26 protein-coding genes are annotated in these 26832 nt (G+C 70.8%); 13 read left to right on the top strand and 13 right to left on the bottom strand.

The genetic code is table 11. The features are described from left to right. Position 1: 1 nt before the first annotated feature. The 9 genes from BJ971_RS33615 to BJ971_RS33575 all read right to left on the bottom strand — a co-directional run bounded on the left by BJ971_RS33615 (position 2) and on the right by BJ971_RS33575 (position 12852). Positions 2 to 1255, bottom strand: a complete 1254-nt coding sequence (locus BJ971_RS33615; protein WP_239087688.1) for a polyamine ABC transporter substrate-binding protein — start codon at positions 1253 to 1255, stop codon at positions 2 to 4. Further along, positions 1255 to 2388 (bottom strand): ABC transporter ATP-binding protein, encoded by a 1134-nt coding sequence (locus BJ971_RS33610; protein ID WP_184997302.1) that lies wholly within the window; start codon positions 2386 to 2388, stop codon positions 1255 to 1257. The genes BJ971_RS33615 and BJ971_RS33610 overlap by 1 nt, the downstream gene beginning before the upstream one ends. Before the next feature lie 9 nt (positions 2389 to 2397). Further along, on the bottom strand, positions 2398 to 3834 hold the full coding sequence (locus BJ971_RS33605) for an aminobutyraldehyde dehydrogenase (protein WP_184997300.1): 1437 nt from the start codon (positions 3832 to 3834) through the stop codon (positions 2398 to 2400). Positions 3835 to 4105: 271 nt separating this feature from the next. Next, entirely contained in the window at positions 4106 to 6178 is a 2073-nt protein-coding gene (locus BJ971_RS33600) for a cellulose binding domain-containing protein (protein WP_184997298.1), read from the bottom strand. A gap of 70 nt (positions 6179 to 6248) precedes the next feature. Beyond that, the gene (locus tag BJ971_RS33595; RefSeq protein ID WP_184997296.1) at positions 6249 to 7214 is read right to left on the bottom strand and encodes an acetylxylan esterase; all 966 of its coding nucleotides are present in this window, start codon (positions 7212 to 7214) and stop codon (positions 6249 to 6251) included. Continuing rightward, positions 7208 to 7693, bottom strand: a complete 486-nt coding sequence (locus tag BJ971_RS33590; RefSeq protein WP_307837417.1) for an NUDIX domain-containing protein — start codon at positions 7691 to 7693, stop codon at positions 7208 to 7210. The genes BJ971_RS33595 and BJ971_RS33590 overlap by 7 nt, the downstream gene beginning before the upstream one ends. Then, entirely contained in the window at positions 7683 to 8471 is a 789-nt protein-coding gene (locus BJ971_RS33585; RefSeq protein ID WP_184997293.1) for an inositol monophosphatase family protein, read from the bottom strand. Before BJ971_RS33585 ends, BJ971_RS33590 begins: the two co-directional genes overlap by 11 nt. Before the next feature lie 26 nt (positions 8472 to 8497). Then, entirely contained in the window at positions 8498 to 11707 is a 3210-nt protein-coding gene (locus tag BJ971_RS33580; protein ID WP_184997291.1) for an NACHT domain-containing protein, read from the bottom strand. 44 nt (positions 11708 to 11751) lie between these two features. Next, on the bottom strand, positions 11752 to 12852 hold the full coding sequence (locus tag BJ971_RS33575) for a phytanoyl-CoA dioxygenase family protein (RefSeq protein WP_184997289.1): 1101 nt from the start codon (positions 12850 to 12852) through the stop codon (positions 11752 to 11754). Between the two features lie 72 nt (positions 12853 to 12924). On the opposite strand from BJ971_RS33575, the gene BJ971_RS33570 reads away from it, so the two are divergent. The 8 genes from BJ971_RS33570 (at position 12925) to BJ971_RS33535 (ending at position 20560) form a co-directional block, all read left to right on the top strand. Next, positions 12925 to 13953 carry a LacI family DNA-binding transcriptional regulator gene (locus BJ971_RS33570; RefSeq protein WP_184997287.1) on the top strand — a complete coding sequence of 343 codons (1029 nt, stop codon included), beginning with the start codon at positions 12925 to 12927 and terminating at the stop codon, positions 13951 to 13953. A gap of 36 nt (positions 13954 to 13989) precedes the next feature. Further along, positions 13990 to 16200, top strand: coding sequence for an AAA family ATPase (locus tag BJ971_RS42385; protein WP_184997285.1), 2211 nt, complete (start codon positions 13990 to 13992; stop codon positions 16198 to 16200). Then, on the top strand, positions 16197 to 17369 hold the full coding sequence (locus BJ971_RS33560) for an McrC family protein (protein ID WP_184997276.1): 1173 nt from the start codon (positions 16197 to 16199) through the stop codon (positions 17367 to 17369). Before BJ971_RS42385 ends, BJ971_RS33560 begins: the two co-directional genes overlap by 4 nt. A gap of 32 nt (positions 17370 to 17401) precedes the next feature. Then, positions 17402 to 17581, top strand: a complete 180-nt coding sequence (locus BJ971_RS33555) for a hypothetical protein (RefSeq protein WP_184997274.1) — start codon at positions 17402 to 17404, stop codon at positions 17579 to 17581. Positions 17582 to 18033: 452 nt separating this feature from the next. Then, positions 18034 to 18531 (top strand): CAP domain-containing protein, encoded by a 498-nt coding sequence (locus BJ971_RS33550; protein WP_239087686.1) that lies wholly within the window; start codon positions 18034 to 18036, stop codon positions 18529 to 18531. A gap of 175 nt (positions 18532 to 18706) precedes the next feature. Beyond that, positions 18707 to 19429, top strand: coding sequence for an SGNH/GDSL hydrolase family protein (locus tag BJ971_RS33545; protein ID WP_184997272.1), 723 nt, complete (start codon positions 18707 to 18709; stop codon positions 19427 to 19429). Positions 19430 to 19622: 193 nt separating this feature from the next. Beyond that, positions 19623 to 20204, top strand: a complete 582-nt coding sequence (locus BJ971_RS33540) for a hypothetical protein (RefSeq protein ID WP_184997270.1) — start codon at positions 19623 to 19625, stop codon at positions 20202 to 20204. A gap of 29 nt (positions 20205 to 20233) precedes the next feature. Beyond that, positions 20234 to 20560 carry a TraR/DksA family transcriptional regulator gene (locus tag BJ971_RS33535; protein WP_184997268.1) on the top strand — a complete coding sequence of 109 codons (327 nt, stop codon included), beginning with the start codon at positions 20234 to 20236 and terminating at the stop codon, positions 20558 to 20560. Between the two features lie 19 nt (positions 20561 to 20579). Here the strand turns inward: BJ971_RS33535 and BJ971_RS33530 are convergent, their stop codons facing one another. Together BJ971_RS33530 and BJ971_RS33525 are read right to left on the bottom strand one after the other, a co-directional pair. Next, positions 20580 to 20999, bottom strand: coding sequence for an MmcQ/YjbR family DNA-binding protein (locus tag BJ971_RS33530; protein ID WP_184997267.1), 420 nt, complete (start codon positions 20997 to 20999; stop codon positions 20580 to 20582). Positions 21000 to 21004: 5 nt separating this feature from the next. After that, the gene (locus tag BJ971_RS33525; RefSeq protein ID WP_184997266.1) at positions 21005 to 22021 is read right to left on the bottom strand and encodes a HEAT repeat domain-containing protein; all 1017 of its coding nucleotides are present in this window, start codon (positions 22019 to 22021) and stop codon (positions 21005 to 21007) included. A 231-nt stretch (positions 22022 to 22252) separates the two neighbouring features. On the opposite strand from BJ971_RS33525, the gene BJ971_RS33520 reads away from it, so the two are divergent. The 4 genes from BJ971_RS33520 (at position 22253) to BJ971_RS33505 (ending at position 25490) form a co-directional block, all read left to right on the top strand. Beyond that, entirely contained in the window at positions 22253 to 22816 is a 564-nt protein-coding gene (locus BJ971_RS33520) for a 3'-5' exonuclease (RefSeq protein WP_239087685.1), read from the top strand. 98 nt (positions 22817 to 22914) lie between these two features. Further along, complete coding sequence (locus BJ971_RS33515) at positions 22915 to 23361, top strand: hypothetical protein (protein WP_184997264.1); 447 nt, start codon at positions 22915 to 22917, stop codon at positions 23359 to 23361. Positions 23362 to 23502: 141 nt separating this feature from the next. After that, on the top strand, positions 23503 to 24498 hold the full coding sequence (locus BJ971_RS33510) for a calcium-binding protein (RefSeq protein WP_184997263.1): 996 nt from the start codon (positions 23503 to 23505) through the stop codon (positions 24496 to 24498). A 293-nt stretch (positions 24499 to 24791) separates the two neighbouring features. Continuing rightward, on the top strand, positions 24792 to 25490 hold the full coding sequence (locus BJ971_RS33505; RefSeq protein ID WP_184997262.1) for a DUF6082 family protein: 699 nt from the start codon (positions 24792 to 24794) through the stop codon (positions 25488 to 25490). Here BJ971_RS33505 and BJ971_RS42575 read toward each other — a convergent pair. Then, on the bottom strand, positions 25401 to 25679 hold the full coding sequence (locus BJ971_RS42575; RefSeq protein ID WP_369076809.1) for a DUF397 domain-containing protein: 279 nt from the start codon (positions 25677 to 25679) through the stop codon (positions 25401 to 25403). The genes BJ971_RS33505 and BJ971_RS42575 overlap by 90 nt on opposite strands. Before the next feature lie 137 nt (positions 25680 to 25816). On the opposite strand from BJ971_RS42575, the gene BJ971_RS33495 reads away from it, so the two are divergent. Beyond that, positions 25817 to 26326, top strand: coding sequence for a DinB family protein (locus tag BJ971_RS33495; RefSeq protein ID WP_184997259.1), 510 nt, complete (start codon positions 25817 to 25819; stop codon positions 26324 to 26326). A 1-nt stretch (position 26327) separates the two neighbouring features. Here the strand turns inward: BJ971_RS33495 and BJ971_RS33490 are convergent, their stop codons facing one another. After that, on the bottom strand, positions 26328 to 26792 hold the full coding sequence (locus tag BJ971_RS33490) for an HIT family protein (protein WP_184997258.1): 465 nt from the start codon (positions 26790 to 26792) through the stop codon (positions 26328 to 26330). Positions 26793 to 26832 lie beyond the last annotated feature (40 nt).

Here is a 26832-nt window from a genome sequence, read left to right as displayed (position 1 = left end):
GTCAGGCCAGCACGATCGGTTCGAAGATGCTCTGGTACTCCTGCTGCTCGGCGACCGTCTTGAAGTCCCGGTAGTAGTGCAGGTTCGCGTAGTCGGTCGGTGCGGGGAAGACCAGCGGGCTGACGGCGACGGCCTCCATGGCGGCCTTGTCGTCGCCGGAGAGCTTGGCCGCGTCCTTCTTGATCTGCTCCTGCGCGGCCGGCACCGGGCAGACGAAGTTGATGTACTCGGCCAGCGTCGCCGCGTTCTCGACCTCGTAGAAGAAGTCAATCAACTTGATCGCGTCGAGCGGGTTCTGCGCCGTCACCGGGATCGCGAAGTTGTCGGTCCAGAGGGTGCCGCCCTCCTGCGGGATGACGAACTTGAAGTCCGTTCCGTCGGAGACGTTCTTCTGGAATACGTCGCCGGACCAGGCCTGGGTGATCCAGACCTCGCCCTTGCCGAGCGCGTCGATGTAGCTCTGGTCGTAGTAGTTGCGGACCATGCCGGCGCTCTTCTGCTCCTTGAGCTTGTCGGCGGCCTTGCGCCAGTCGTCCGGCGTCGACTCACCGGGTTTGATGCCGGCCGCCATCATGCCGAAGTTGCCCAGCTCCTGGGTGTCGGAGAACATGCCGACCTTGCCCTTGAACGCCGGGTCCCAGAGGTCGGCGAGCTTGGTGATGGGCCGGCTGACCTTCTTCGGGTCGTACGCGATGCCGGTCATCCCGGAGGTCCACGGGACGGTGTAGACGTTGCCCTTGTCGAAGGCCTCGTTCGAGTACGCCTTGTCGGCGTTGGCCACGTAGTTCGGCAGCTTCGAGTGGTCCAGCGGCGCGAGGAAGCCCGAGTCGACGAACTGCTTGAACTGGATGCCGTTGGTGATGACCATCAGGTCGTAGCCGATGGACTGGCCGGCGGCGAGCTGCGGCTGGACCTTGGCGAACCAGGGCCCCATCTCCTGGATGACCTCCTGGTAGTTCACCTTGACCCCGGTGGCCGCGGTGAACTTCTTGAGCTCGGGCTGCTTGGGGTCCATGTAGAGCGGCCAGTTGGCGAAGTTCAGCGTGCCGGTGCTGGTCTTGCCGGCCCAGTACTTGGCGACGGCGTCGGGTGGCGGCGCGCTCTGGGTCGACTGACCGGTGCCCTTGACGCCGCAGGCGGACAGCGCCGTACCGAACGCCGCCAGACCGGTCAGGCGCAGGGCGTCACGCCGGCCGAGCCGCCGCTGGGTCATCCCGCGGATCAGGGCGGGGTCGGGGGAGAACGGCTGACTCATCAGACTCCGATCGGGTACGAGTGCTGGGGACTCCAGGTGAGGAACACCCGGTCGCCGGGACCGGCCAGGTCTTCGGCGGAGTACGCGTTCTGGTCGAAGACCACGAGGTCGGGGCCGACGGAGGTCTTGACGGTGTAGTTGGTCGAGGTGCCGTGGTAGACCACGTCGGTGACGACGCCGGTGAGCACGCTGTCGCCCGTGCCCGTCGGCGCGGCCTGCGACAGGTCGATCTTCTCGGGCCGGACCGACACCTCGATCTCGTCGCCGGTCGCCATCGCGCCGGACACCGGAACCAGTACCCGTTCGCCCTCGCCGTACGCCAGCACGGCCACGCCGTCCGCGATGCTCTCGACGGTGCCGTCGAGCAGGTTCGACGTACCGATGAAGCCGGCGACGAACCGGGTGGCCGGCCGCTCGTAGATCTCGCGCGGCGTGCCGAGCTGCTCGATGCGCCCGGCGTCCATGACCGCGATCCGGTCGGACATCGTCAGCGCCTCGCCCTGGTCGTGCGTCACGTAGACGAACGTGATGCCCACCTCGCGCTGGATGCGCTTGAGCTCGACCTGCATCTGCTGGCGCAGCTTGAGGTCGAGCGCGCCGAGCGGCTCGTCGAGCAGCAGCGCCCGCGGCCGGTTGACGAGCGCCCGGGCCAGGGCGACGCGCTGCTGCTGCCCGCCCGACATCTCCCGCGGCGCCCGCTTCTCCATGCCGGTCAGCGAGACGATCTCCATGATCTCGCCGACCCGGCGGTGGATCTCGCCCTTGGCGACCTTCTTGCGCTCCAACCCGAAGGACACGTTCTGGTACGCGTTCAGGTGCGGGAAGAGCGCGTAGGACTGGAAGACCATGTTGACGTCGCGCTTGTTCGGTGTGACCCGGGTGACGTCCTTGCCGTCGAGGAACACCGTGCCGCCGGTGGGCTCCTCGAAGCCGGCGATCATCCGCATCGTGGTGGTCTTGCCGCAGCCGGAGGGTCCGAGCAGGGAGAAGAACTCGCCGGAGGCGATGGCCAGGTCCAGGCGGCGCACGGCCTGCACCTTCTCGCCGTGCGACAGGTACTCCTTGTGGACGCCGGCCAGTTCGATCGCGGGCCGGGCGACGTCGTCGCCGGGGTCTTCGTTCACGATGGACATTCGTACCTCTCAGCCGAGGTGGCTCATCACGTGTTTGATCCGGGTGTATTCCTCGAAGCCGTACATCGAGAGGTCCTTGCCGTACCCGGAGTGGCCGAAGCCGCCGTGCGGCATCTCGGACACGAAGGGCAGATGGGTATTGATCCACACGGCGCCGAAGTTCAGCCGGCGCGTGACCCGCATGGCCCGGCCGTGGTCGCGCGTCCACACGCTCGCGCTGAGCCCGAAACGCACGTCGTTGGCCCACCGGACGGCGGCGTCCTCGCCGGTGAACTCCTGGACGGTGATGACGGGGCCGAAGACCTCGTCCTGGATCATCTCGTCGGTCTGTAGCAGGCCGGCGACGACGGTCGGCTCGACGAAGTAGCCGCGGTCGCCGACCCGCCCGCCGCCGGTGACGATCCGCGCGTGGTCGGGCGCCCGGTCCAGGAAGCCGCGGACCCGCGCCAGCTGGGCGGCGTTGTTGACCGGCCCGAAGTAGGCGTCCGGGTCGGCGGGGCCGCCGACCCGGGTCTGCTTGGCCGCGGCGGCGAGCGCGGCGGTGAAGTCGGCGGCGATCCGGGCGTCGACAAGGACCCGTGTGGCCGCGGTGCAGTCCTGCCCGGCGTTGAAGTAGCCGGCGCCGGCGATGACCGCGGCGGCCGCCTCGACGTCGACGTCCTCGAAGACGATCACCGGGGCCTTGCCGCCGAGCTCGAGGTGCACCTTCTTGAGGTCGGCGGCGGCCGCGGCGGCGACCTCCATGCCGGCCCGGGTGGACCCGGTGATGGACACCAGCTGCGGCGTGGGGTGTGCGACCAGGGCGCGGCCGGTGTCGCGGTCGCCGCAAACGACGTTGAGCACGCCCGGCGGCAGGAACTCGGCGGCGATCTCGGCGAGCAGCAGGGTGCTGACCGGGGTGGTGTCCGAGGGCTTGAGCACCACGGCGTTGCCGGCCGCGATGGCGGGCGCGAACTTCCACACCGCCATGACCATCGGGTAGTTCCAGGGTGTGACCTGCGCGCACACGCCGATCGGCTCGCGCCGGACCCACGAGGTGTGGTCGCGCAGATACTCGCCCGCGGACCTGCCCTCCAGCACCCGCGCGGCCCCGGCGAAGAACCGCAGCTCGTCGAGGAGTGGCGCCATCTCCTCGTTTCGTGTCGCCTCGATCGGTTTGCCGGTGTTGCGGCATTCGGCGGCGATGAGCTCGTCCGCCCGGGCCTCGACGGCGTCGGCGATCCGCAGCAGCGCGCGCTGCCGCTCGGCGGGCGTGGTGTCGCGCCAGGCCTCGAAGCCGGCCTCGGCGGAGGTCATCGCGGCGGCGACGGTCTCGGCGGGTGAGACCGGCGCGTGCGCGTACGCCTCGCCGGTGCACGGGTCGACCACCTGCGAGGTCTCCCCGCCGGCGGGGTCGACATAGGACCCGCCGATGAAGTTGCGGAGGACCGGTAGGTCAGTGCTCACGAGGTGGCCTCCCGCCCGGGGCTGTGACAGCCCCCACACGAAGAGGTGGACCTTGACATAGTCAAAGCCCTAAAAACAAGGGAATCCGAAGGATTTTGCAAAGATGAAACGGAATCAGATGCGCGGATACGCGTCAGCCACGTAATCCGGCGTCGAGGGGCCGGAATCGCCCGGTTTCCGCACCCGTCGTCCCCGGGGGTTCGATCGGGCCCCGACCGGGACCCTAACCGGCCCGGACGGATGCGCTCCGCCCGGGCCGGTCGCGGCGTGGTCAGGCGGTCGAGCAGACGGTGCCGTTGAGGGTGAACACGCCCGGCAGCACGTTCGGGCCGCTGTAGGCGCCGACGAACCCGACCGTGGTGGTCCCGCCCCCGGCGGCGAGCACGCCGTCGCTTGTCACCCGGACCTTTGTACCGGTCTGTTCCCAGGTGGCGCTCCATCCGCTGGACACGCTCTGCCACTTGGTCGGCCAGGTGAAGGCCAGGGTCCAGCCGCCGACGGGGGCGGCCGAGTTGTTCGTGATGTCGATCTGCCCGACGAACCCGTTGCCCCAGTCGTTGGTGTCGGTCAGCCGTACCGTGCAGCCCGCCGCCGCCGGGCCGGTGGTGGTGAACGTCAGCGGGAGCGAGGACCAGGACGTGCCACCCGCGGTGTCGCGGGCCAGCACGTTCACCGTGTACCGGCGGCCCGGTTCCAGGTTCTGCACGGTGAACGACGTGCCGGTCGTCTCGCCGAGCTGCTCGGCGGCGCCGCCGTTCTGCCGGTAGAGCTCGTACTTGGCGATCGGACGGCCGCCGGCCTGCGCGGCGGGCCAGGAGATGGTCGCGGTCCGGTCGGTGACCGTGCCGGCCGCCGGACGGCCCGGCGCCTTCGGCGCGGCCCCGCCGGTGTTGGCCGGGCGCAGGGTCAGGAGCGTGAGCGAGTACGCCGGGAGCGTCTGGCCGGTCGCCGTGCCCGCCGGTGCGGTCTGCACCGCGGCCGCGCCGTTGGTGTACGTCGACACCGTCGGCACAGCCCCGGCCGGCGTCCAGCCGTGGTAGCGCAGGTCGACCGTGTGCGCGTTGTCCGGGTCCTTGTTGACCAGCAGGACGCCCAGGTCGCCGTTGGGCCGGCGGGACGCGTGCGCGCTGACCAGCGGGTTGTTCGCCCCCGCGCGGACCAGTTGATCGCCCGCGCGGGCGAAGGACCCCATCAGCTTCAGGGCGTGGTACGGCGCGAACGGCGTGTTCATCGGCGGCTCGCAGACCGATCCGTCGGAGGTGCAGCCGCCGCTGGAGAGCAGCCCGAAGTCGCCGTAGTCGCGCTGCCCGGCGACGGTCGACACCGTGCCGATCCCGTTGTGCGTGTTCCACCACTGGACGGTGAAGACGCCCTGCTCCAGCAGGCCGCTGTAGACGTCCGCCAGGAACAGCGCACCCGGCTGGGTGTTCTGGCCGACGCCGACGTTGGTCTCGGTCATGCTGATGCCGATGCGGCCGGCGTTCGCGCCCGCGTACCGCGCGAGCTGGCCCCGGAGCAGGTAGACCGCGTCCTCGATGTGCTCGGTCCTGGTCAGGGACTCGGCGGCGGTGCCGCCGCCGGGATACCAGTGGACGTCCACGAAGTCGATCGACGCACCGGCACGGGTGAGCACCTCGGCGTTCCAGGTGCCCTGGTCGCCGGTGCCGACGATGCCGTCGGGCCAGTTGCCGGGCATCGTGAGGACCGCGCCGACCTTGATGCTCGGGTCGACGGCCTTCATGGCCGCCGCGTACGCGACAACGTTCGCCGCGTACTCCTTGGGGCTCTTGTCGGCGTGGTCGTCGGCCTCCCAGGCGGCGCCGTAGTGGCCGTTGCCGTAGTTCTCGTTGCCGATCGTCCAGTAGGTCGCGCCGTAGCCCTTGGTGACGTTGGCGTACCGCACCCAGTCGGCGGCCTCCTGCGCGGTGCCGGTCCCGTAGTTGGCGATGATCATCGGCTGGGCGCCGGTCCGCTTGGCCCCGGCCATGAAGGTGTCGAAGTCGGTGTTCGGGGCGACGTAGCCGCCGGGCGCGGTGTGGTCGCGCCAGTGGTAGATGTCGGCGTATGAGCCGCCCGGGTACCGCAGCATCTCGACGCCGGCGTCCTTGAGCAGGCCGGAGACGGCGGTGGTGCCGAGCTCGGCGTCCCAGATGGCATGGTTCAGGCCGAGCGCGGTGCCGGGCACGGTGGCGAGGCCGGCCCGGACGTCGACATCGACCGCGGTGTCGGCGGCGGCGAGGGCGGCCTGCGCGCTGGGCGGCGCGGCGGTGGCGGCGACCGCGGCGAGCAGGACGATGCTCGCGAGGGCGCGCCGGACGGGGGAGGGATGCACGGCAGTCTCCATGGGTGAGAGCGAGTGTTGGGAGCGCTCCCATAGTCGGCATCCAAAGAGACGTCTGTCAATGATCTGCGGGCTACGCGGCCAGGTGTTCGCGTAGGAACTCCAGCGCGCGGACCTCGTCGAGGATGCCGCCGCCCTCGTGGCCGTTGTACTCCCACAGCAGCATCCGGCGCGGGCCGGCGTACTCGTGGAAGGCGCCGTAGACGGTGGACGGCGGGCACGTCGCGTCCATGAGCGCCGCCGAGAACAGCGCCGGCGCGCCCGCCCGCCGGGCGAGATTGACCCCGTCGAAGTACCCGAGCGTCCGGTGCACCCGCTCGACGCTCTCCCGGTGCGTCTTGAGGTAGTCGGCGATCTCCCGGTACGGGTACGAATCGGTGATCCGGGTGGCGCGCGGGAAGTCGCACAGGAACGGCACGAACGCGACGGCCGCCGCGAGATCGGCGCGCAGCCCCGCGACGGCGATCGCGAGCCCGCCGCCCTGGCTGCCGCCGAGCACGGCGACGCGGTCCGCGTCGACCTGCGGCAGCGACCGGGCGGCGTCGACTGCCCGCACCGCGTCGGTGTAGAGGCGCCGGTAGTAGTAGCTCGCCGGGTCCAGGATGCCGCGGGTCATCACGCCCGGCACCTGCGGGCCGGCCGGCGCCGGGTCCGGGGTCTCGCCGACGCTCCACCCGGAGCCCTGGCCCCGGGTGTCCATCTGCAGGTGTGCGAAGCCGGCCGAGGCCCAGAACAGGTTCTCGCAGGCGTGCCCGCGGCCGCCGCCGTAGCCCACGTACTGCACCACCGCCGGCAGCGGGCCGGGGTGCCCGGCCGGCACCCGCAGCCAGGCGCGGACGTCCTGGCCGGCGTAGCCGCGGAACGTCACGTCGTAGGTGTCGATGGTGGTGAGCCCGGTCGCGACCGGGCTCAGGCGCAAGCCGATGTCGTGACCGGCGGCCTCGGCCAGCGTGCCGGCCCAGAAGTCGTCGAGGTCCGGCGGCTCGGTCTGCGAGCTCCGGTACGACTCGAGCTGGTCGAGGGGCAGATCGGTCAGCATGGCTGTTCCTCCAGGTCGAACCCGTTCTCGAGATACGCCGCCGTGCCCCGGTCGCGGGCACGGACCGCGGCGGCCAGGCGACGGGCCAGCAGCTCCGGTAGCCGCTCGCCGGCCTCCGGCTCGTCGCACCAGGCCCAGCTGCGCAGCTCGTCGGCCGGCAGCCGGATCCGCGCGGCCTGCTCCGGCGTGAGGATCCCGCCGTCGAAGACCAGCATCAGGCCCTCGGTGCGGTCCGGCCGCGGCGGCACCCAGTCGGTCACCAGCAGCCGGCCCGGCCGCACCGGCAGGCCGAGCTCCTCCTCGATCTCGCGTACGGCCGCGGCGTGCGGCGACTCGCCGGCCTCCACCGTGCCGCCCGGTATCTCCCAGTAGGGCTTGTAGGTCGGCTCGACGAGCAGGACCCGGTCGCGCCCGTCCGACAGCAGCACCCCGGCGGCCATCCGCTTGCGGGGGAGCGTGGCGGTGAAGTCATCGGACAAGAGTCAGCTCCATCAGGGCGGCGTGCGTCGGCTCGTCGGCGGCCACGACGAGGCCGCCGACGCCCGCGTGTGCCGGCCGCCCGTCGATCCCGGTGACCACGCAGCCGGCCGCCCGGCAGAGGGCGATGCCGGCCGCGAAGTGGACGCTGTCACCCAGCCGGCTGTCGCCGTCGGTGACGTATGCGGCGCGGCGGCCGGCGGCGACCCAGGCCACGGCCAGGGTGGTGGAGACGACGCGTGGGCGGAACTGCCGGATGAATCCCGGGTCGGCGAGCATCCGGGCGGCCGAGAAGGCCTCGGCGTTGGGGAACGGCGGGTCGAGGTTGACGTCGACCAGCCGCGAATCGGCGGACGGGGTGAGTAGTCGGTCCACGCCGTCGAGGCGCACGTACGCGGCGGCGCCGTCGGTCCAGAACACCTCGTCGGCGAACGGGTCCGCGACGGCGGCGACCTGCTCCCCGCCGCGCAGGGCCACGTTCACCGAGGCGAGCATGTTGCCCACGGCGTAGTTCAGCGTTCCGCACAGCGGGTCGACCAGCCACATGCGACCGTTGCCGGCGGTGCCCGTGCGCCCGCTCTCCTCGCCCAGGACGACGTCGTCCGGGCGTGCGCCGCGCAGGACGTCGAGGATGGCCTTCTCGGCCTCGATGTCCGCCGTGGTGGCGAAGTCGCCCGCGGATTTCTCGAAGTGCGTCAGCGCGGTCCCGTGGTGTGACCGGACCACCGCGGCCCCGGCCTGCGCCGCCGCGATGGCCAGATCCTGGTCGGTGATCGACATACGGACACCCTAGAGGTGCGTGATCGCTAGGTCGGGAAGCCGAGCACTCGATACAGGTGACTCCGGTGACGCCGTACGGGATTGTCCGACGCGTCCGACAGGCCCCAACTGACTATGCCGAGCAGGGCCGCGGCCAACGCGATACCGCTCTCCGGGCGCGCCGCCAGATCGGTCAGGATCCGTTCGCCGTCGGCGGCGCTCCGGTAGAGGTCGCCCCCCGACAGCTGGCCGAAGATCGTCAACAGGCTCCGGTCCGAGAGCATGGCGGCGTCATCGACGAGTTGGCGGATCAGCAGGCGTCGTTGTCTCGGCTCGGCCATGAGCGCGAAGGCCCATCGGTACTGATCGGCGCGCAGGGCACGCTGCGCCGGGTCCGCCGGTGTGAGCAGAATTTGCAGCAACAGCCCCGCCTCGGAGACCGGGAACGGCTGGCCCTCGACCTGGTGCAGCAGCGGCGTCGTTCCCGTGCCCCGCCAGTACGGCATCAGGTCGTAGAGACACTCGCGCACGTCGTGGGCGGTCTGCACGAAGGCCGACCAGCGCAGTGTCCGGCCCAGGCGACTCTCGGGCGCGACCGACACGTCCGGTGCGATCACCGCTTCGTGCTCGTCGGGCCGGAGGGTGGGCGGGCGGTCCTCCGGTGGCCACGGCAGCGACTCGTAGACGCCGATCATGGCGCCGTCCTCCGGGCGTACCTCGAGGCGGGTCGGGTCGGCGTCCAGCCGCCACGCCACCCGCAGCGCCTGCCACAGCCGCTTGCGGTCCTCGGGTTCGAGCTGGCTCTGCCACAGCAGCGCCTGCCGCCGCCAGTTGATGACGACCGGCTCCCCGACCAGCTCGACCGCGTCGACCGGCCCGTCGCTGAGCAGCACCGCGAAGCAGACCAGGTTCGCCGAGAACGCCGCGTGCCGCGCCGCCGCCGGCGTCCGGTACGGCTCGTAGGCGCCCCTGGTCCAGGTCGGGTGCGGGTACCCGGCGTCGGGCAGCAGCTCCAGGACGAGTTCCCGGCAGGCCCGCCGCCGCTCGGCCGGCAGGCGTGCGAGCATGCGCCGGCAGAAGTCCCACAGCGGTGGACGCCGGGCGATGGTGACGAACGACGTCGCCGAGTGCAGCGGGCCGGGGTCGATGACGCCCTGGCGGCGCCGCTGGTGCTCGCGCTCCTCGGCCAGGTCGACGAGGTACGCCACGATCTGGCGGGCGGCGAGGAAGTCCCCGAACGTGGCGTGCAGGAACTCAAAGCTGCGCTCCGGCCCGCCGGTGTCCCGGGTGGCCCGGGACTCGTGGACGAAGAAGAAGCGGCCGACCATGAGCTGGCCGACGGTCAGGGCGCGGTGCACCGCGTCCGCGCGCGCCGGGCTCAAGTCGCGCTCCGAGAGCAGTTGCGGTATGTCGGCGTCCAGTTCGGCCTCGAGGATCACGTCGCCGCCGCGGTTCAGGATGGCGACGGCGACCGCGCCGAGGCGCCGCCACTCCGCCTCGATCTCCTCGCGCCGCCGGTCGTCGGTGTGGTCCCGGCGCTGCTTGTCGACCTCCCGCTCGACGAAGTCGGCGAAGAGCCGTTCGTAGAGGTCGACACCGCGGATGTCGCCGCCGGCGGATTGCAGGGCGTTGGCGCCCGCGTCGTAGAGCGCGAGCAGGAGCAGCAGCAGCGGCTGACTCGCCAGTTCGCCGTGCGCCAGGACCGTCTCGGCGGACAGCGGCCGCAGGCCCCGGCCGGCGAGCCCGGCGGTGTTGTGCGCGTTCCACACCTCGAGCCAGGCACGCACCTGCGGCTCGTCGAACGGCTCCAGGCGCAGCACCACCGTTTCGTTCGGGAAGCGCGCGCGGTCGGCGACCACCGTGCGGCTGGTGACCAGCACCGCGACCGGCCGGTCGAGTTCACCCTCGCGCTGCTGGAAGCGCCGGATCTGGTCGAGGTAGTCGGCCCGGTTCATCCCGGTGGCCTGCAACAGCTCGTCGAAGCCGTCCAGGATCACCACCGGCAGCGCGTCGCCGGCCCGGCGGGCGAGATCGGGCCAGGAGACCCGCTCGCCGAGCATCTGGAGCAGGGCCTCCTCGATCTGCGCCTGTATCGAGGCGTCGGCGGGCACGTTGCGCAGCTCGACCCGGACGACCAGGAAGTCGGCGGCGGGCAGCCGGGCGGCGAGCGTCCTGGTCATCGCGGACTTGCCCGAGCCGGGCTGACCGAGCACCACGAGCGGGGTCGCGAGGGCGTCCGGCCCGGTGAGGTGTGCCAGCAGGAAACCCTGCACGTCGTCGACCGCGGTGGACCGTTCCCACCACTGCTCGGTGGCCGGCAGGTCGTGGGGTCCGGCCACCGCGGTCCGGCCGTGCGGATTGATGTAGCCGTCGCCGAGGCTCGGCAGCACGACGTACGAGTGCGTGTGTGCGGAGCCGAGAATCGCCGACTCCAGCCCGATCCGGTACCGCCGGCCGAGCCCGGTGAGCACGGCGTCGACCGCGACCGCGCCGGAGACCGCACGCAGGTCGGCGAGCTGCGCGGACAGGTCGGAGACCGAGTCGCGCAGCAGGGTCCGGGTCGCCTGGGCCTCGACCATGCCGGCCCAGACGCCGAACTCGGGTGCCTGGGTGACGAGGGTCCGGTACGCCTGCGTGTACCGCTCCACCGCGACCCGGCGCACCTGCTCGTCGACCGCCTGCAGGGTGCGGCCGACCGCGTCGTCGTGCCCCTCGAAGGCGCTCAGCCCACTCAGGAAGTCGCGCAACGCGGACGAGGCCGACCCGTAGTACTCCGCCAGGGCGCCGACGGTCGTCTCGAACGGACGGTGCGGCGCGGGCATCGGCGGCGGGGTGTCGACGAGCACCTGCACGAGGTCGGCGTACCGGGTGCTCGCCGCGGTCGAGGTGGCGATGGCCACCTGCTCGCCGGCGGACAGCCCGGCGAGGGCCAGGTCGACCTCGGGGTGATCGGCCAGGACCGCGTCGAGCGCCTCGTAGAACGCGGTGACCACGATGATCGCGTGCGCGGCGACGAGGCGCTGCGTACGGTCGAAGCGGCGCACGCCGGTCACCCGCTCGCGCAGGCCGGTCGCCAGCGCGTTCCCCCAGGTGATCAGCTCGCCGCGCAGGGCGAAGAAGTCGTTGGCGCCGAGGCTGCCGACGGTGACGGCGGCCGCGGCCGCGCCGGTCGCCGCGCTCAGCGCCTTGATCACGGGGCTGTCGGCGCCGCCGAGCAGCCGGACGGCATCGGCGTAGCCGAGCGGGCGGGAGCGCATCTGCCGCAGGGTAGTTCCAGTGTGGAGGCGCGGGCAACAATCCGTCAGGCGACCGTCGCGCGCCGTTGATCCTGTGCGTGCAGGGCCTGCCGGAACCTGTCCTCCTCCCACCCCTCGGACAGCGCCTGCCGCACGAGCCCGGCCTGGGTCTGCGGTGCGAGGCCGTCGAGGGGCTGGTCCCGGTCGAGGTTGGTGGGGAAGGCGTAGCCCTCCGCGGACGCGGCGATGACGTTGTCCACCGAGCCGGCGTACCCGCGAAGCACCGGGTACAGCGCGGCCGTGACCGCGACCCGGTCGACGGTCTCCATGGCGCGGCCGAACGCGGACGAGACCTGGAGCAGGTTCGCCATGCGCCGGATGCCGGCGGACCGGTTCGTCCCGGCGCCGTGGAACAGCGCCGGGTTGAAGAACGCGGCGTCGCCCTTCGCGAGAGGCAACTGCACGCGATGGTCGTCGAAGTAGGCCGTGAACTCCGGCTGGTGAAACGCGACGTAGCCGGCCGGGTACTTCTGCGAGTGCGGCAGGTAGAGCGTCGGTCCGCTCTCCAGCGGCATGTCGACGTGCGCCACCGCACCCTGGAGGGTCAGCGCCGGCGACAGCGTGTGCACGTGCGCCGGATACCGCAGCGCCTGCTCCTGAGACATGAACCCGAGGTGGTAGTCGCGGTGCGCGACCTGCGCGACGCCGCCGGGGTTGACCACATTGACCTGCGAGGTCACCTGGTAGCCGGCGCCCAGCCAGGCCCGGCAGATCAGCGCGAGCGTGTCGTTGTCGTAGTAGGCGGCGAACGCGGCGGGGTCGCGCAGCGCGAACTTGTCAAGCGCGCCCCACACCCGGTCGTTGGCGCCGGCCTTGGCGAAGTGGTCGCCGCCCGCCACCCCGGCGGCCTTCTGCTCGGCGATCAGCTCGGTGAACACGGCGCTCGCGCGGTCCACCACCGCCGGCGCGAACGCACCGGCGAACACCACCACGCCGGGCCCGTCCATCAGCGCCCGGGCGAGCTCCGCCCGGACCTCCGGGGTGTCGGCGAGCTCGCCGGGATAGATGAGCACGTTGTCGACGACGTCGACGGCGTGCGGGTAGTCGGCCGGTTCCGTCTTGGTCTCGCAGACGGCCCGGAAGTCCTCCAGTCGGCAGGTTGTCATACGGCAACGCTAGGTGCGGCAACAACATCAAAGACCCTTGAAAACCCCTCAAAAACCCATCACCGTGTACGCGTGAAGCACCCGTACCGGATCCGCGAGATCGCCGCGCAGTCCGGCCTCAGCGAGGCCACCGTCGACCGGGTGCTGCACGGGCGCGGCGGGGTCCGGGAGAGCACGATCCGCGAGGTCCGCCAGGCGATCTCCGATCTGGACCGGCAGCGTTCCCAGGTGCGCCTCGGCGGCCGCACCTTCATGATCGACGTGATCGTGCAGGCGCCGCCGCGCTTCTGCGCGGCGATCCGCGCCGCGCTCGAAGCGGAGCTGCCCGCGCTGCGCCCGGCGGTGATTCGCGCCCGCTTCCACCTGCTGCACCACCCGTCGGCGGCCGACGTGGTCTCGGTGCTCGAACGGGTGGGCCGCGGCAGGTCGCACGGCGTGATCCTGAAGGCACCGGACCTGCCCGAGATCGTCGCGGCCGCCCGCCGCGGGAACGTACCCCTGGTCACCCTCGTCACCGACCTGCCGGCCAGCCCGCGCGTCGCGTACGCCGGAATCGACAACCGCGCGGCCGGCGCCACCGCCGCGTACCTGATCCAGCAGTGGCTGGCCGACCGCGCCGGCGACGTCCTGGTGGTGCGCGGGCACGGGTCCTTCCGCGGCGAGGACGAGCGCGAGATGGGCTTCCGCGCCGAACTGCGCGGCCGGGGCCCGCACCGCCGCCTGCTCGAGGTCGTCGACGCCGAGGACAGCACCGCCGCGGTCGGCGCCGGCATCCGCGAGGTACTGGCCGCCAACCCGTCGGTACGCGCGATCTACTCCCTGTATGCCGGCGCCGGCGGCAACTCGGCGGTGGTGGCGGCGTTCGCCGCGCAGCGCCGCCCCTACGACGTCTTCGTCGCACACGACCTGGACGAGGAGAACACCGCACTGCTACGCGAACGGAAACTGTCGGCGGTGCTGCACCACGACCTGCGCACCGATCTCCGGCGGGCCTGCCACGCCATCATGCAGGCCCAGGGCGCCCTACCCGGCCCGATCCGCACCAACCCGTCGGCCATCCAGGTGATCACGCCGCACAACACGCCACCGGTGGAGTTCTGACCCTAGGGTGATTCGGCAGCCGACGAAGGAGCACACGTGGACGACGATGCCGTTTACGCCGCGGCGCGGCAGATCCTGGACGCGGGTTTGGCACGGGACGGTTCGTTGTTCACCCCGGGCGCCGAGGTCTGGTCGGCTGGCGCGGCGGACGTGCTGTACGCGGAGTTCATCCAGCAGCCGGACCTGGGCAAGCGCAGCTTCGTGCAGAAGCTCAAGGGACAGCTGGAGTCCGCGCCGGCCGACGCGATCCAGCTCATGGCGGAGCTCATCTATCTGCACCTGCTGCTGCCGCGGGACATCGGCGGGCCGGCCAAGCGAGCCGTGATCGACGGTGCGCTGGATCTCCTGCCGTCGCGGCTCGAGGTGCCGGCAGACCTCGACCGGCTGCTCGACAACGGACTCGTCCGCGCCGGAACGGCGTACATGACGCAGCGGGATCGGCAGATCGCGTTCCTGGTCCGGTTCGTGCAGGCGTGGAAGCGCCTGCCCGCCGACCGGCAGTCGGCGGCGCTGCACGATCCCTGGCTCTTTCGCGCGGTGGTGGACGATGTGCCCATCAACAGCGCATACAGCCAGCGCAACGTGCTGCTCAACCTCGCCTTCCCCGACACGTTCCCGGCCGTGGTGTCGCGGCGCCACAAGCGACAGATCGTCGACGCGTTCGCCGCGGAGATTCCCGCGCCGACCGGGGACGTGGACCGGGACCTCTTCGAGATCACCGACATGCTCCGGGAGCGGACCGGCGCGGCACCGAGGTTCTACGCGCCGCCCCTGCTCGACCGGTGGCGCGGTTCGGCCGACAACGAGGCCGCCACGGGCCCGCAGGGCTGGCTGGTCCGGGGCGCGAAGGTGCATGGCCACAACCTGATCGGCCAATGGCTCGCCGAAGGGTTCTGCTCCATCGCGTTCCCGGAGCTTCCGGAGGTGAAGCCCGGCACGTCGAGGGCCGAGCTGGACGAGCTGCTCCGCGAGCGCCTGCCGGAGTACTCGGCCTCACAGCGCGGCGTCCGCACCGGCGTCCTCGACCGGTTCCTGAACCGGATGCGGGAGGGCGACGTCGTCGTCACCCTCGACTGGCAGGGCGTCTACGTCGGCCGGGTCACCGGGCCGGCCGGCTGGACCGCCACGACCGAGAACATCTCGAATCGCCGGCGGCCGGTCGCCTGGGCGAACCCCGACGCGCCGATCGCCCGGGACCAGCTGTCGACCGCCGCCCGCAACAAGCTGGCCGGCCAGCTCACCGTCAGCGACCTCGGCCCGGCCACCGCCGAGTTCGCCGCCCTGGCCGCCCTGGACACCCCGGCCGACGACGAGGCCGAGGACACGACCGCGGCGGTCGACGTCGAACTGCCCGAGCCGACCGCAGCGTTCGCGGAGAAGCTCCTGCTCGACCGCGAGTGGCTCGCCGACACCGTCGACCTGCTCCGGGAGAAGAAGCAGATCATCCTGTACGGGCCACCCGGCACCGGGAAGACGTATCTGGCCTACGAGCTGGCGCAGTACGTCACCGGCGAGGTCGACGGCGCGTACCGGCTCGTCCAGTTCCACCCGTCGTACTCGTACGAGGACTTCTTCGAGGGTTACCGGCCCGTCCGCGGCGACCAGCGCGGCGGCATCGCGTTCTCGCTGGAGCCCGGCCCCTTCAAGCAGCTCGTCATGGATGCCCGCAACGATCCGGCGCAGCCCTTCGTGCTGATCATCGACGAGATCAACCGGGCCAACCTGGCGAAGGTCTTCGGCGAGCTGTACTTCCTGCTCGAGTACCGCGGGCGGCGGATACAGCTTCAATACTCGCCGACGGAGGAGTTCGAGCTGCCGCCCAACGTCTTCATCATCGGCACCATGAACACCGCGGACCGCTCCATCGCCCTGGTCGACGCCGCGATGCGGCGCCGGTTCCTGTTCCAGGCCCTGTTCCCCGGCGAGCACCCGCTGCGGGACATGCTGCGACGCTGGCTACGCGCCAACCAGCTGCCGGAGGAGCGAGCCGACCTGCTGGACGAGCTCAACCGCGCCATCGGCGACCGGGACGCCGCGGTCGGGCCCTCGTACCTGATGAACCCGCGCGTCGCCGACGAACGTGGGCTGGCGCGCATCTGGCGTACCGCCATCGAGCCGCTGCTGGAGGAGCGGCACCTCGGCGACGGCGTCGACGTCCGCGCCCGGTACGGCCTCGACGTCCTGCGCCGCCGCCTCGCTCAGGCCGCCGCGGCGGCGGACCCGGACGACATCGGATCGCCTGGATGAGACGGTTCGTCCTCGACGAGTACCAGACGGTGGCGTTCGGGGCCGGCGACGCGGCGCTGGCGCCGCTGCTGGCCGGCACCGGCCTGGTGGCCACCACCCTGACCGTGGACGGACGACTCCGGCTGACCGCGACCTCGAAGGTCGGCGTGCTTCAGTTCCAGGCCGGCGCCGACGCCGTCGAGCTCCGGGTCCGCCCCAAACTGCCGATCGACCGGCTGTTCTGGATGCTCGGCCACGCCCGCGACGACCAGGGCTGGCGCGAAGAGGTGGCCGACCTGGAGGCCGTCGAGGACTTCGTGCCCGCGCTCGCCGTGGCGTTCACCGCGGCCACGTCGCGGGCCCTGGCACCCGGCGTGTTGCAGGGCTACCGGGTCGCCGAGGAGGCGCTGCCGACCCTCCGCGGCCGGCTGCGCGAAGCCGATCAACTTCGCGGCCGGCTGGGCCTGGCCCCGCCGCTCGAGGTCAGATACGACGACTACTCCGTCGACATCCCCGAGAATCAGGTGCTGCTCGCGGCCGCCGACCAGCTGCGCCGCACCCTCGGCGTACCGGCGCGGGCGCGGCGGGGGCTGCACCGGATCGCGCAGGCGCTGGCCGAGGTGTCCCGGTGGACGCCCGGCACCGCGATACCCGAGACCGCCGCGAACCGGCTCAACGCCCGGTACCGTCCCGCCCTCCGGCTGGCCCGCCTCGTGCTCGCCCGGCACGGCACCGAACATCACGCCGGCGCCACGCGGGCCGCCGGATTCACCTTCGACCTCAACACGGTGTACGAGGACTGGCTCACCGCCGTGCTCCGCGCGGCGGTCACCGCCCGGCACGGCGGCACCGTGGTCGCGCAGCACCCGATGAACCTCGACGACACCGCGCTTGTCGACATGTACCCCGACATCACCTGGTGGCGGCATGACGCCTGCGCCGGCGTCGTCGACGCCAAGTACAAAAGGGCCGGCGGGAACGCCGACCTCTACCAGATGCTCGCGTACTGCACGGCGCTCGGGCTCGCGGAGGGGCACCTCGTCTACGCCACCGGGGCGCCCCGCCGGGAGTACCGGCTCGTCGGGAGCGGCGTCCGCGTCGTGACGCACGGCCTCAACCTGGCGGCACCGCTGCCGGAGGTGAAAAGCCAGGTCGAGGCGATCGCGGATCGGCTGGCCGCCGGCGCTTGAGCCGAGGTCAGCGGCGCTGCGAGAATGCCGGGATGGAGGATGTGCGAACCACCTCAGAGGACGACATCCGGGCCGGCGGCGCGATGAGCCGGCGACTCTTCTTCGGCCGTGCGCTCGGACTCGCCGGTGCCGCCGGCGCGCTGCTCGCACTCACCGGCTGCCCCGGCGGCGACGGGGACGACGACGATGGCGACGACGAGGACGACGACTGAGCCCACCCGCGGCGCAAAACCCCAGGCAAGTTCGTTACGTGGGCGCCGCCGTCCTCCGGCCTTTCTAACGTTCGAAGGCCGCCACCAGCTTGCGCAGTCCGACGGCCCATGGTGGCCAGGCCGGTGGCGGCACTCTGTGAGCGGTTGACGCCCGCTGCGGCCCATCTCGGCGGTCGTGGCGCTCTGCTGCGCTCGCGCAGCGGCCGGACCACCGAGCGGGTAGCGGCCACGCTCAACGCCACGGCGGCCAGCGTCTGCGCCTGCGAACGCCGGCGCCCCTCGCCGTAGCCGCTCGGAGGGGTGCGGCAGGACGCATCGCCACCCTCGTCCGGCCGAAAGTATGGCGTGCAACCGGTAGGCAACCTCTCGGGAACGAGGCGCGCACCGAACGACCGCGAATCTTATTCATGTGACCGGCCAACGGGGGCCGGACCGAATGGGGGAGATTCGCTGTGGGTCGCAAGACGGTGCGCAAGGTTGTGTCGACGGTCGGCGTCATGGTGGCCGGTATCGGAGCCTCGCTGGTCGCCACGGTCGTGACCGCGGCGCCCGCGCAGGCCGCCCCGGTCGCCACCTCCACCCTGCAGACGCAGCTGGTGACCTATACCAACAACACCCGCGTGCGGGCCGGCTGCAAGGCGATCCGGGTCGACGCCCGGCTGCTGAAGGCGGCGCGCGGACACAGCGCCTACCAGGCCCGCACCAAGAAGATGAGCCACATCGGCTCGGGCGGTTCCACCTTCATCCAGCGCGGCAAGGCGGCCGGCTTCGCCAACCCGCGGAGCGAGAACGTCGCGTACGGCTACCGCACCGCCTCCGAGACGATGAAGCGCTGGATGGCCAGCCCCGGACACCGGGCGAACATCGTCGACTGCAAGGCCAAGACGTTCGCGGTCGGTGTGGCCTACGCCACTGACGGTGCCCCGTACTACACCCAGATGTTCGGCTGAGTCTGATACCTCACATATGACGAGCACGAGCCGCCCGGCACCACGCCGGGCGGCTCGCCTCGTCTAGGGGTGGAGCCCGGCGCGGCGCAGAATTGCCCCGTCGGCCGGATCCACGGCCTCGGCCGTACGAGGGCGGGGGATCGCGGTGGCGATCAGTGCCGTTGCCGACAAGAGCGTGAGAGCCGGACCGTTCGGGACCGGACTGCAACCCCCGGTTATCCGGTACGCCGCCCTGGGCGACTCGTACTCGTCGGGCACCGGCGCCTCGCCGTACACGGACGAGCTCTGCCGCCGTTCGCCCGTGACCTACTCGAACCTGATCGCCGGCACCGTGGTCAACGGCCTGCCCGTCGACCGGCCGAACCTGGCGGCCTGTCACGGTGCGAAGACCATCGACTTCTACACCAGCCAGCAACCCGGGGTGCCGCCCCAGCTCGACGCGGTCCAGCTCAACACGCGCCTCGTCACGCTGACCATCGGCGGAAACGACCTCGGCTTCTCGGCCAAGTTCACCGGCTGCTACCTGGGCGCCGACTGCTCCACCATCGGCCCGCTGGCGACACCGCAGGAGCTGTACGAGACGCAGGTCAAGCTCACCTCGCTGTACCAGCAGATCCGGGCCGAGATGAACCCCGACGGGCGGCTCATGGTGATCAGTTATCCGAGCATCCTGCCCGTCACCGGCGAACCCGCGGACCCGCAGCCGACCCCGGCCCGGTGGCCCAACCTGGGTGAGAACCTCATCCTGCCGGAGCGCAACGCCATCAACGACGCGACCGCACAGGCCGACCGGATGATCCGGGACGCGGTCATCGCCACGGGCGACTCACACGTCACGTACGTGAACGGGCTGGACCTGTTCCGCGGTCACCGGCTGTGCCGCGAATCCGGCGTCTGAGCCAACGGCCTGGCGTCGCCGATCAGCGACTCCTTCCACCCCAACGCCGCCGGCTACCGGTCCATCGCGACCCGGCTGGCCCAACTGCTCCAGCCCCTCTGACGCCGTACCTGTGGACGGACGGCCCACGGGATCGGGCCGGCCGTCGTACCGTTGCCTGCCTGCCCACGACGTCGAAGGATGCCGCCGCCGCATGAAGATCACCGCAGCGCAAGCCGACGAATTGCTCGCCCGCGCCTGGTTCGAGGACTACGCCGGCGAGGTCGAGCTGTACGAGGAACCGGTCACGGTCGACGAGTTCGACGTGGCGGCCCGCTGCGACGAGCTGGGCGACACCGAGATGGTGCTGTTCGGCGGCGGGCTGACGGTCCACGGCACCCTCGACCTCGGCGAGGAGGTTCACTCGATCTACGCGGTGCGCGGGCACCTTCGGGCGCGGCGCCTGATTCTCGGCGACGCGATCCTGGTCGTCGACGGCACGGTGGAGATCGGCGAGTGGATCGTCGGCGGGCAGACCGAGGGCCTGTTCGAGGTCGGCGGCCTTCAGATCGAGTCGGGACCCGACGCGATGCTCGTCAACATCCAGGCACCGGTCGTCGCGATGTACGACCGCGGCCGGGGCGCGCTGGTGCTCCGCGAGAACGGCGAGCTGCGCGAGACCGGGCAGTTGGTGGCGCGGGCGTTCGACGACCTCGACCCCGACTCGCGACCCGAGCCGCTGCTCGGCGACCGGCTGCGGCAACTGCTCGTGGCCGGCGAACCGATCTTCCGCTGACCCCGGAGCCGGGTCGTTAGGCTGGCGGGATGGTTCGGCATGAGCTGCTGCGGCTGCGAGCGAGCGCACAGGCCGAGGCGGCGACGCTGGCCGAGGACCTCGAGGCGCTGTTCACGGCGTCGCGGGGCTCGAACGCCGACGACGAGCATGACCCGGAGGGCGCCACCATCGGCTTCGAACGCGCCCAGCTGACCGCGTTGCTGGCCGCCGCGCGGGACCGGATCGCCGAGATCGACGACGCGCTGCACCGGGTCGACGCGGCGACCTACGGCGTCTGCGAACGCTGCGGGCAGCCGATCGCCGAGGAACGGCTCGCCGCGCGGCCGTTCGCCCGCTGCTGCATCGCCTGCGCCTAGAACATCCCCGCTGAGGGGGTCAGCCGCCCGGCGGGGGGAGCGCCACCCGGGCGGCGAGGAACTTCGGGGCCATCTCGCGATAGCTGTCGGTGATCAGTTCGGCGATCTCGGCCCAGTCCGTGTGGTCACCGAGGAAGGCGGCGACCACGTTGTGACCCCACGGGGCCTGGAAGAACGGGAAGCCGCCGGCGGTCAGGCCGAGCAGGTCGTCGACGGGCACCCGGAACGTCATTACGGTCGGCGCCTCGCCGGCGACCAGATGCCGGGCGTAGAACGGAGAACGCTCCGGGTCCGGCGTGTAGACGTGCGCGATCGTCCGCGCGCGGATCCGCCACCGGACGCCGATCCAGGCCGGTTCCTCGTACGCCTCGGGCAGCCGCCGGCAGATCGGTCGCAGCCGATCGAGGATCTCCGGTGGCACGTCTCCAGGGCCGGACATGGTTGTCAGCGCCCGTCCACGAACGTACGCATGCCTTCGGGATTGAAGGGGAGACCGTAGCCGAGCACCATCCCCATGAAGTTGCCGAACACCGGCGCCCCGCCCCATCCCCAGGTGCCGGGTGAGTCGGCCAGGGCACGCAGGAGCCGCTGCTGCCGGCCGTCCAGGTCGGCGAAGCGAACACCCGGCGCGAGCCGCCCGTCCGGGAAGGCGCGGCGCAGCGCCTCGCCGACGATCGGCAGCGCCTCCGGCCCGCTGACCGCGGGAATCCGCGCCAGGAGCGCGTCGAAACCCGCGCCCGCGTACGCGTCGCCGACCTGGCGCAACGCCAGCCCGGCGAGGCCGGACACGTCGCCGTCGAGGAACGGAACCTCCCGCCGAGTCGGGCCGTCCCCGCCGGCCCAGCTCAGCAACTCGGCCGCCGCGGCCGGATCGGCCGCCGGTCCGCGCAGCCGGGCGTGCGCGACGGCCGCGCCCCACCGAACAAGGTCCCGGTCGTCGGCCAGCGCCGCCCGGACAACGCGCTCTGCGGCCGGGTCGCCGGTCCCGACCAGCCCGAGCGCGACAAGCGCCGTCGCGGCGATCTCCGCCCGGGCGTCGCCGGCCGCGGACGCCAGCGGCCCGCCGACGGCGAGCGCGTCCTCACCGAACCAGGCCAACGCGTACGCGGCGGCGAGCCGCACCGAGGGATCCTCGTCGGCCAGCAACGCGCAATAGAGCGGCACGCCCGCGCGAACCGCGTCGTACACACTGAGCTCGACGTGCGCGAACATCCGATCCTGGTCCTGCTCGTCGAGCGACTCCCAGTACCGGTAACGGCCGTCGTCCTCATCCCCGGTGGGCGCCGGCGCCGCCCGCAGCACCTGTCCACCGCCGACTGCCCGCCGCCGGTAGGAGGCAACGGGAAACGGGTCGGGCAACCACGACTCGTCATATCCGATCGCCAGCGAGGTCAGCAGGCCCAGGATCTCGTCGCGCTCCGACGTGGCGGGGTCCGCCAGCAGCTCGATCAGAAAAGGCACGGCATAAGCGCTCGCCTCATACCGCGTACCTTGGTGAAAGATGTTGCCGTAAAGACCCCGGCGCGCCTTCTGGCGCGCCGCCGGGTCATCGGCCCGCAGCGCCCGAATGAGATCCGGTACGTCCGCAGCGGACCCGTAGGCATGCTCCAGTTCCGCCCATGCCACTCCGGAAAGCCCCTCCAACACGAGCGGCAACATACCGCAGCCCACCGACAGTTAGAGTGCTCATCCGTGCATGAGCCTTTCGAACGGTTCCTCAACGTCGTCGACGTGGAGGCGACCTGTTGGGGCGACGGGCCGCCGCGTGGTGAGTCGAGCGAGATCATCGAGATCGGGATCTGCGTGGTCGACACCGCCGACTGGCGGCGGGTCGAGAAGCGGCGACTCCTGGTACGGCCAAGCCGGTCGCGGGTCAGCGCGTTCTGCACGGAGCTGACCGGGCTCACCCAGGCCGACGTGGACGGCGGGTCGGATTTCGCCACGGCCTGCGCCCGTGTCCGGGACGAACTGCGCGGACGCCACCGCACCTGGGCGAGCTGGGGCGAGTACGACCGGCGCCAGTTCGAACGCCAATGCGTGGGTGGCGCCGGATATCCGTTCGGCAGCCGCCACATCAACGTCAAGGAACGGTTCGCGGCCGCGTTCGGCCTGCGCCGAGGGGTCGGCATGAGCCGCGCCCTCGCGCTCGCCGGCCTGCCGCTGGAGGGCCGCCACCACCGCGGCGACGACGACGCGTGGAACATCGCCGCAATCGTCGCCGAGTTGGCACGCCGCGGACAGCCGGTAACCGCCTGAGCAGCGCCGTTCGCGGCCGATGACGGCCTGGCGGCAAGGGATTGTCAGGATCGATTGTCGCGCCTAGCCTGCCACCAAGATCAACACGGGGGGCGGGAATGGGCGCATCGCATTGGGACTACTACGTTCCGTACCAGCCGGACCTACAGGCCGCACTCGATGAGTTGCGACGGCACGTCTTCGAGACGGGTGACTACTGGTGGGCGGTGCCGTATGAGATCGGCACGTCGGCCGCCGATTTCCCGAACCGCCCGCAGAGCGAGGACGAGTTGTGGGCCGACGAAACCGTTCAGGAGTGCGGTACCCACTCGATCCTCGACATGCAACGGGTGGTCACCGAGCTCAAGGACGCCGACTACGGAACGGTTCGGACGGTCGGCGAGGCGGAGGCGCTCGAGCGGTTGGGTGTCGCCAAGCTGACCCGGGCACACGTCGAGGCCCTGGGGCCGCTGGCGGAGGAGCGATGGTTCGGTAGGTGCGCGGTCCTGCACAGCACCGCCGGGATACCCGAGGAGATCTACTTCTGGGGGTACTCCGGGGATTAGTCGGCCGGTAACCGCATTCGCCGTCTCTTGAGCGGGACATGGTCGCTAGATCAATTCATCTATGATCGCGATCATTGCACCGTCCACATTCACCACGGGGGAAATTAAATGGTGGCTTCTACTCATCTGTCCCGAATAGGGATGGTCCTGCTTACCGCGATCGGCGCCGGCGTGCTTGCCTCGCCTGCCGAGGCGGCGTCCACCGGCGTGGTTCGCGTGATCAAGACGACCGAGGTCGAGTACAAGGCCGCTTCCGGTAGGGCCAACAAGGTCGTCGTCACCCGCTCGGGCCGTACCGTCACCATCGACGACAACGTCCGGATCAAGGCGGGCAAGGGCTGCAAGGCCGTTCGCGGCGACAAGACCAAGATTCGCTGCAAGCTGCCCAAGAGCCCGACCAGGGTGCGGGTCTTCGCCGGCACCAGGAACGACACCGTCACCAACAAGACGGGCATCGCGTCGCTTCTCGACGGCGGCACCGGCAGCGACGTGCTCGCCGGCGGCACCGGCAACGACAAGCTCTACGGCGGGTCCGGCAACGACATCCTTGGCGGCAACGAGAACGCCGACAAGCTGTACGGCCAGGGCGGCAACGATTCCCTGGAGGGTGGCATCGGCAACGACCTCCTTTCCGGTGGCGCCGGTGACGACCACCTCGAGGGTGACGTCGACCCCGAGGACTCGCACGGTCCGTACGGCGCCGACGTGCTGCTCGGTGGCTCCGGCCGGGACACGGTCGACTACTACCGTCCGAAGGCGATCGTCGACCTCGACGGCGCGAAGGGCGACGACGGCGCGCCCGGCGAGCGGGACACCGTCGGCGCCGACGTGGAGAACATCACCGGCGGCGACGGCGACAACGTCTTCACCGGCAACGGCGCCGCCAACCGCCTCACCGGCGGTGAGGGCAAGGACGTCTTCCGCGGCGGTGCCGGCAACGACGAGCTCTACGGCGGGTACGGCTCGAACCGTCTCTACGGCGAGGCCGGCGACGACACCATCTACACCCGCTACGTCGGCGACACGCCGCACACGTACAACGCCGACGAGGTCGACGGCGGCGCCAACACCGCGGTCGGCGATCTGTGCCACGTCAGCCCCATCGACGTGGTGACCGGCTGCGAGCGACTCGGCTGATACACACCGGCGGGCCGGCGACAGCCGGCCCGCCGGGCTCATCAAGCAAACTCAACGTAGTCTCCGGATCGGCGATATTCGCCATGAAGCGTTTTGCCTTTACGCAATCTGCCATATCGCAGATGACGTGCTGGCAGATCACTTTACGACCCGAAGCGAACGCGTGAATGAGTCATGAGGGCTATAGGTAGGGCATTGTTCGGCTGCGCATAATGATTGAAGGAGCCGAGCAGGGAGTCCAGATGGCGGCTGGCGAACTTCAGGTCCCGGGTGGGCCTGCCCGAAGACCATTCATGATCCTGATCGCCATGCTGTCGATCATCATGTTCGCCGGAACCGTCGCCGGCGTCGTGATCTCGCCCGTTCTCCTGGACACGTACTACGCCGGGGATCGTGATTTTTCCGTGAGTGCCGATGTCGGTCAGGCATTCGGCGGAGCTTCCGCGCTGGTCGCGTGCATGACGCTGTTCGTCGTGCTGACCTCGGTCATCCTTCAGCATCAGCAGCTGAAGGAGATTCAGCGGGACAAGCACTCGGAGTTCAATGAGGCGCTCGTCCTGATGGCAATCGAGAATCCTCGGTATCAGCAATGCTGGGGCGGCCGGGTGGCCCCGGACGGCGTCGAGGAGGACCTTTTCTACTATTGCAGCAACGTCCTCAAGAGCTGGACCCGGGCCTGGGAACTCAAGAAGATCGACGAACAGCAGGCGAGGGAGTACCTTCGGGGCTTCTTCGACAGCGAGATTCCCCGGCTGTTCTTCGAGAAGCACGGCGACTGGCATCGGCGCGGGCAGAACAGAACCCACCGCGAACGATTTCAGGAATTCGCCAACGAGGAATACCTGCGGGCGATCAAAGCCGGGCCGCCGCATCGGAGGTACGAGAGGTACCCGGCGCGGCAGTCAGTGCGCGAGCCGCAGCTCACCAGACTTGAGACCGTCGATGAAGTGCTGCCACTCCACCCCGTCGAAGGTGAGAACCGTTTCGGGTGACCTGGAGTTGCGCAACCCGGCACCGCCGTCGACGGCCTTGAATTCCACGCAATGGCTCTCCCCGACGCAGCGCCGGCTCCGGCGCCACGCGCTCTCCGTCGTGGCAAGACGATCTGCGGGCACGGCTGAACTCCCTGACGGCTTATTGGGGTAGGTGTGCCCCAGGAACGGGGCATCCAAGGCGGACATCGAGCAAACAGCGCCACCTGCCGGTGCGGCCGGAGAACGTTATCAAGGCCGCCGTCCTTTATGCGTACCACCCCCCGCGCGCCCTCGCGTGGCACTTGGGCTAAACGAGGTCCGGGTAGGTGACGGACAATGGTGCGATGACGATGCCGTTTCCCTCGCCGATGCTGCCGGCGGCAGGGCATACCGAGGTGTTTCTGCGCTACCTCGACTACTTCCGCGAGACCGTACTGGCGAAGATCGCCGCGCTGCCCGACGAGAAGCTGCGCCGTAGCGGGCTTCCGTCGGGGTGGACTCCGCTCGAGTTGCTCAAGCACCTGCGCTACGTCGAGCTGCGGTGGATCGAGTGGGGATTCCAGGGCCGCGACGTCGGGGATCCGTGGGGAGACCGGCGCGGGGACCGGTGGTATGTCGCGCCCGGCGAGACCCGCGACGCTCTCCTAGCGGCGCTGCGCGCTCAGGGTGCGCACACCACGGCCGTGGTCTCCGGCAACGATCTCTCGACCGTCGGGGCTCCCGGCCCGCGGTGGGACGGCGAGCAACCGGCGACGCTGGAGCGGGTGCTGTTCCATCTCCTGCAGGAGTACGCCCGGCACGTCGGGCACCTTGACATCGTCGCCGAGCTCGCGGGCGGCCCGGTCGGCGAGTAGGTCACTGTGCGGCCAGGTGGCCGGTGATCGCGGCGCGCAGCTCGTCGTGCTGCGGGCCGAGGCCCGAGGCGGGATCACGCCAGTTATCGGGCGGGTAGAGCCAGACCGGCATGCCGACCAGGTGCGGCGGTTCCCACTCGTACCGGGGCCAGATGTGTGCGTGCAGGTAGGGGTCGGTGTTGCCGAGTATCTCCAGGTTGATACGGCGAAACGCCGGATCGCGTTCGGCGCAGGCGCGTTCGACGGCCTCACCGAGGCGGGCCATGCTCTCCAGGAAGTCCGATCGGGCCGATCGGGGTAGATCACTCAGGCGCTCCACCTCGGGGTCGTCGGTGAGCAGCAGGCAATATCCCGGCAGCCACTGGACGTCTCCGATGACGGCGAAACCAGCCGGCAGACGACCGAGCACCGTGGGATTCTCGCCGTGAAGCGCCGAGCGGATTCGATCTTCACGCCAGTCCGTCATGGCGCCATGGTGCCCACGAAAGCCCATCAAGATCAATGCC

The organism is Amorphoplanes digitatis (assembly GCF_014205335.1).
Taxonomy (GTDB): domain Bacteria; phylum Actinomycetota; class Actinomycetes; order Mycobacteriales; family Micromonosporaceae; genus Actinoplanes; species Actinoplanes digitatus.
This window is presented reverse-complemented; position numbering and strand designations above follow the sequence as displayed.

What these genes read in the sequence shown, in the direction of transcription:
- BJ971_RS33615 (WP_239087688.1), bottom strand. Translation starts at nt 1,255, where the DNA reads ATGAGTCAGCCGTTCTCCCCCGACCCCGCCCTGATCCGCGGGATGACC.
- BJ971_RS33600 (WP_184997298.1), bottom strand. Translation starts at nt 6,178, where the DNA reads ATGGAGACTGCCGTGCATCCCTCCCCCGTCCGGCGCGCCCTCGCGAGC.
- BJ971_RS33505 (WP_184997262.1), top strand. Translation starts at nt 24,792, where the DNA reads ATGATCCTGATCGCCATGCTGTCGATCATCATGTTCGCCGGAACCGTC.
- BJ971_RS33535 (WP_184997268.1), top strand. Translation starts at nt 20,234, where the DNA reads ATGGTTCGGCATGAGCTGCTGCGGCTGCGAGCGAGCGCACAGGCCGAG.
- BJ971_RS33585 (WP_184997293.1), bottom strand. Translation starts at nt 8,471, where the DNA reads ATGTCGATCACCGACCAGGATCTGGCCATCGCGGCGGCGCAGGCCGGG.
- BJ971_RS33530 (WP_184997267.1), bottom strand. Translation starts at nt 20,999, where the DNA reads ATGTCCGGCCCTGGAGACGTGCCACCGGAGATCCTCGATCGGCTGCGA.
- BJ971_RS33555 (WP_184997274.1), top strand. Translation starts at nt 17,402, where the DNA reads ATGGAGGATGTGCGAACCACCTCAGAGGACGACATCCGGGCCGGCGGC.
- BJ971_RS42575 (WP_369076809.1), bottom strand. Translation starts at nt 25,679, where the DNA reads ATGTCCGCCTTGGATGCCCCGTTCCTGGGGCACACCTACCCCAATAAG.
- BJ971_RS33490 (WP_184997258.1), bottom strand. Translation starts at nt 26,792, where the DNA reads ATGACGGACTGGCGTGAAGATCGAATCCGCTCGGCGCTTCACGGCGAG.
- BJ971_RS33580 (WP_184997291.1), bottom strand. Translation starts at nt 11,707, where the DNA reads ATGCGCTCCCGCCCGCTCGGCTACGCCGATGCCGTCCGGCTGCTCGGC.
- BJ971_RS33495 (WP_184997259.1), top strand. Translation starts at nt 25,817, where the DNA reads ATGACGATGCCGTTTCCCTCGCCGATGCTGCCGGCGGCAGGGCATACC.
- BJ971_RS33515 (WP_184997264.1), top strand. Translation starts at nt 22,915, where the DNA reads ATGGGCGCATCGCATTGGGACTACTACGTTCCGTACCAGCCGGACCTA.
- BJ971_RS33610 (WP_184997302.1), bottom strand. Translation starts at nt 2,388, where the DNA reads ATGTCCATCGTGAACGAAGACCCCGGCGACGACGTCGCCCGGCCCGCG.
- BJ971_RS33540 (WP_184997270.1), top strand. Translation starts at nt 19,623, where the DNA reads ATGAAGATCACCGCAGCGCAAGCCGACGAATTGCTCGCCCGCGCCTGG.
- BJ971_RS33560 (WP_184997276.1), top strand. Translation starts at nt 16,197, where the DNA reads ATGAGACGGTTCGTCCTCGACGAGTACCAGACGGTGGCGTTCGGGGCC.
- BJ971_RS33595 (WP_184997296.1), bottom strand. Translation starts at nt 7,214, where the DNA reads ATGCTGACCGATCTGCCCCTCGACCAGCTCGAGTCGTACCGGAGCTCG.
- BJ971_RS33575 (WP_184997289.1), bottom strand. Translation starts at nt 12,852, where the DNA reads ATGACAACCTGCCGACTGGAGGACTTCCGGGCCGTCTGCGAGACCAAG.
- BJ971_RS33510 (WP_184997263.1), top strand. Translation starts at nt 23,503, where the DNA reads ATGGTCCTGCTTACCGCGATCGGCGCCGGCGTGCTTGCCTCGCCTGCC.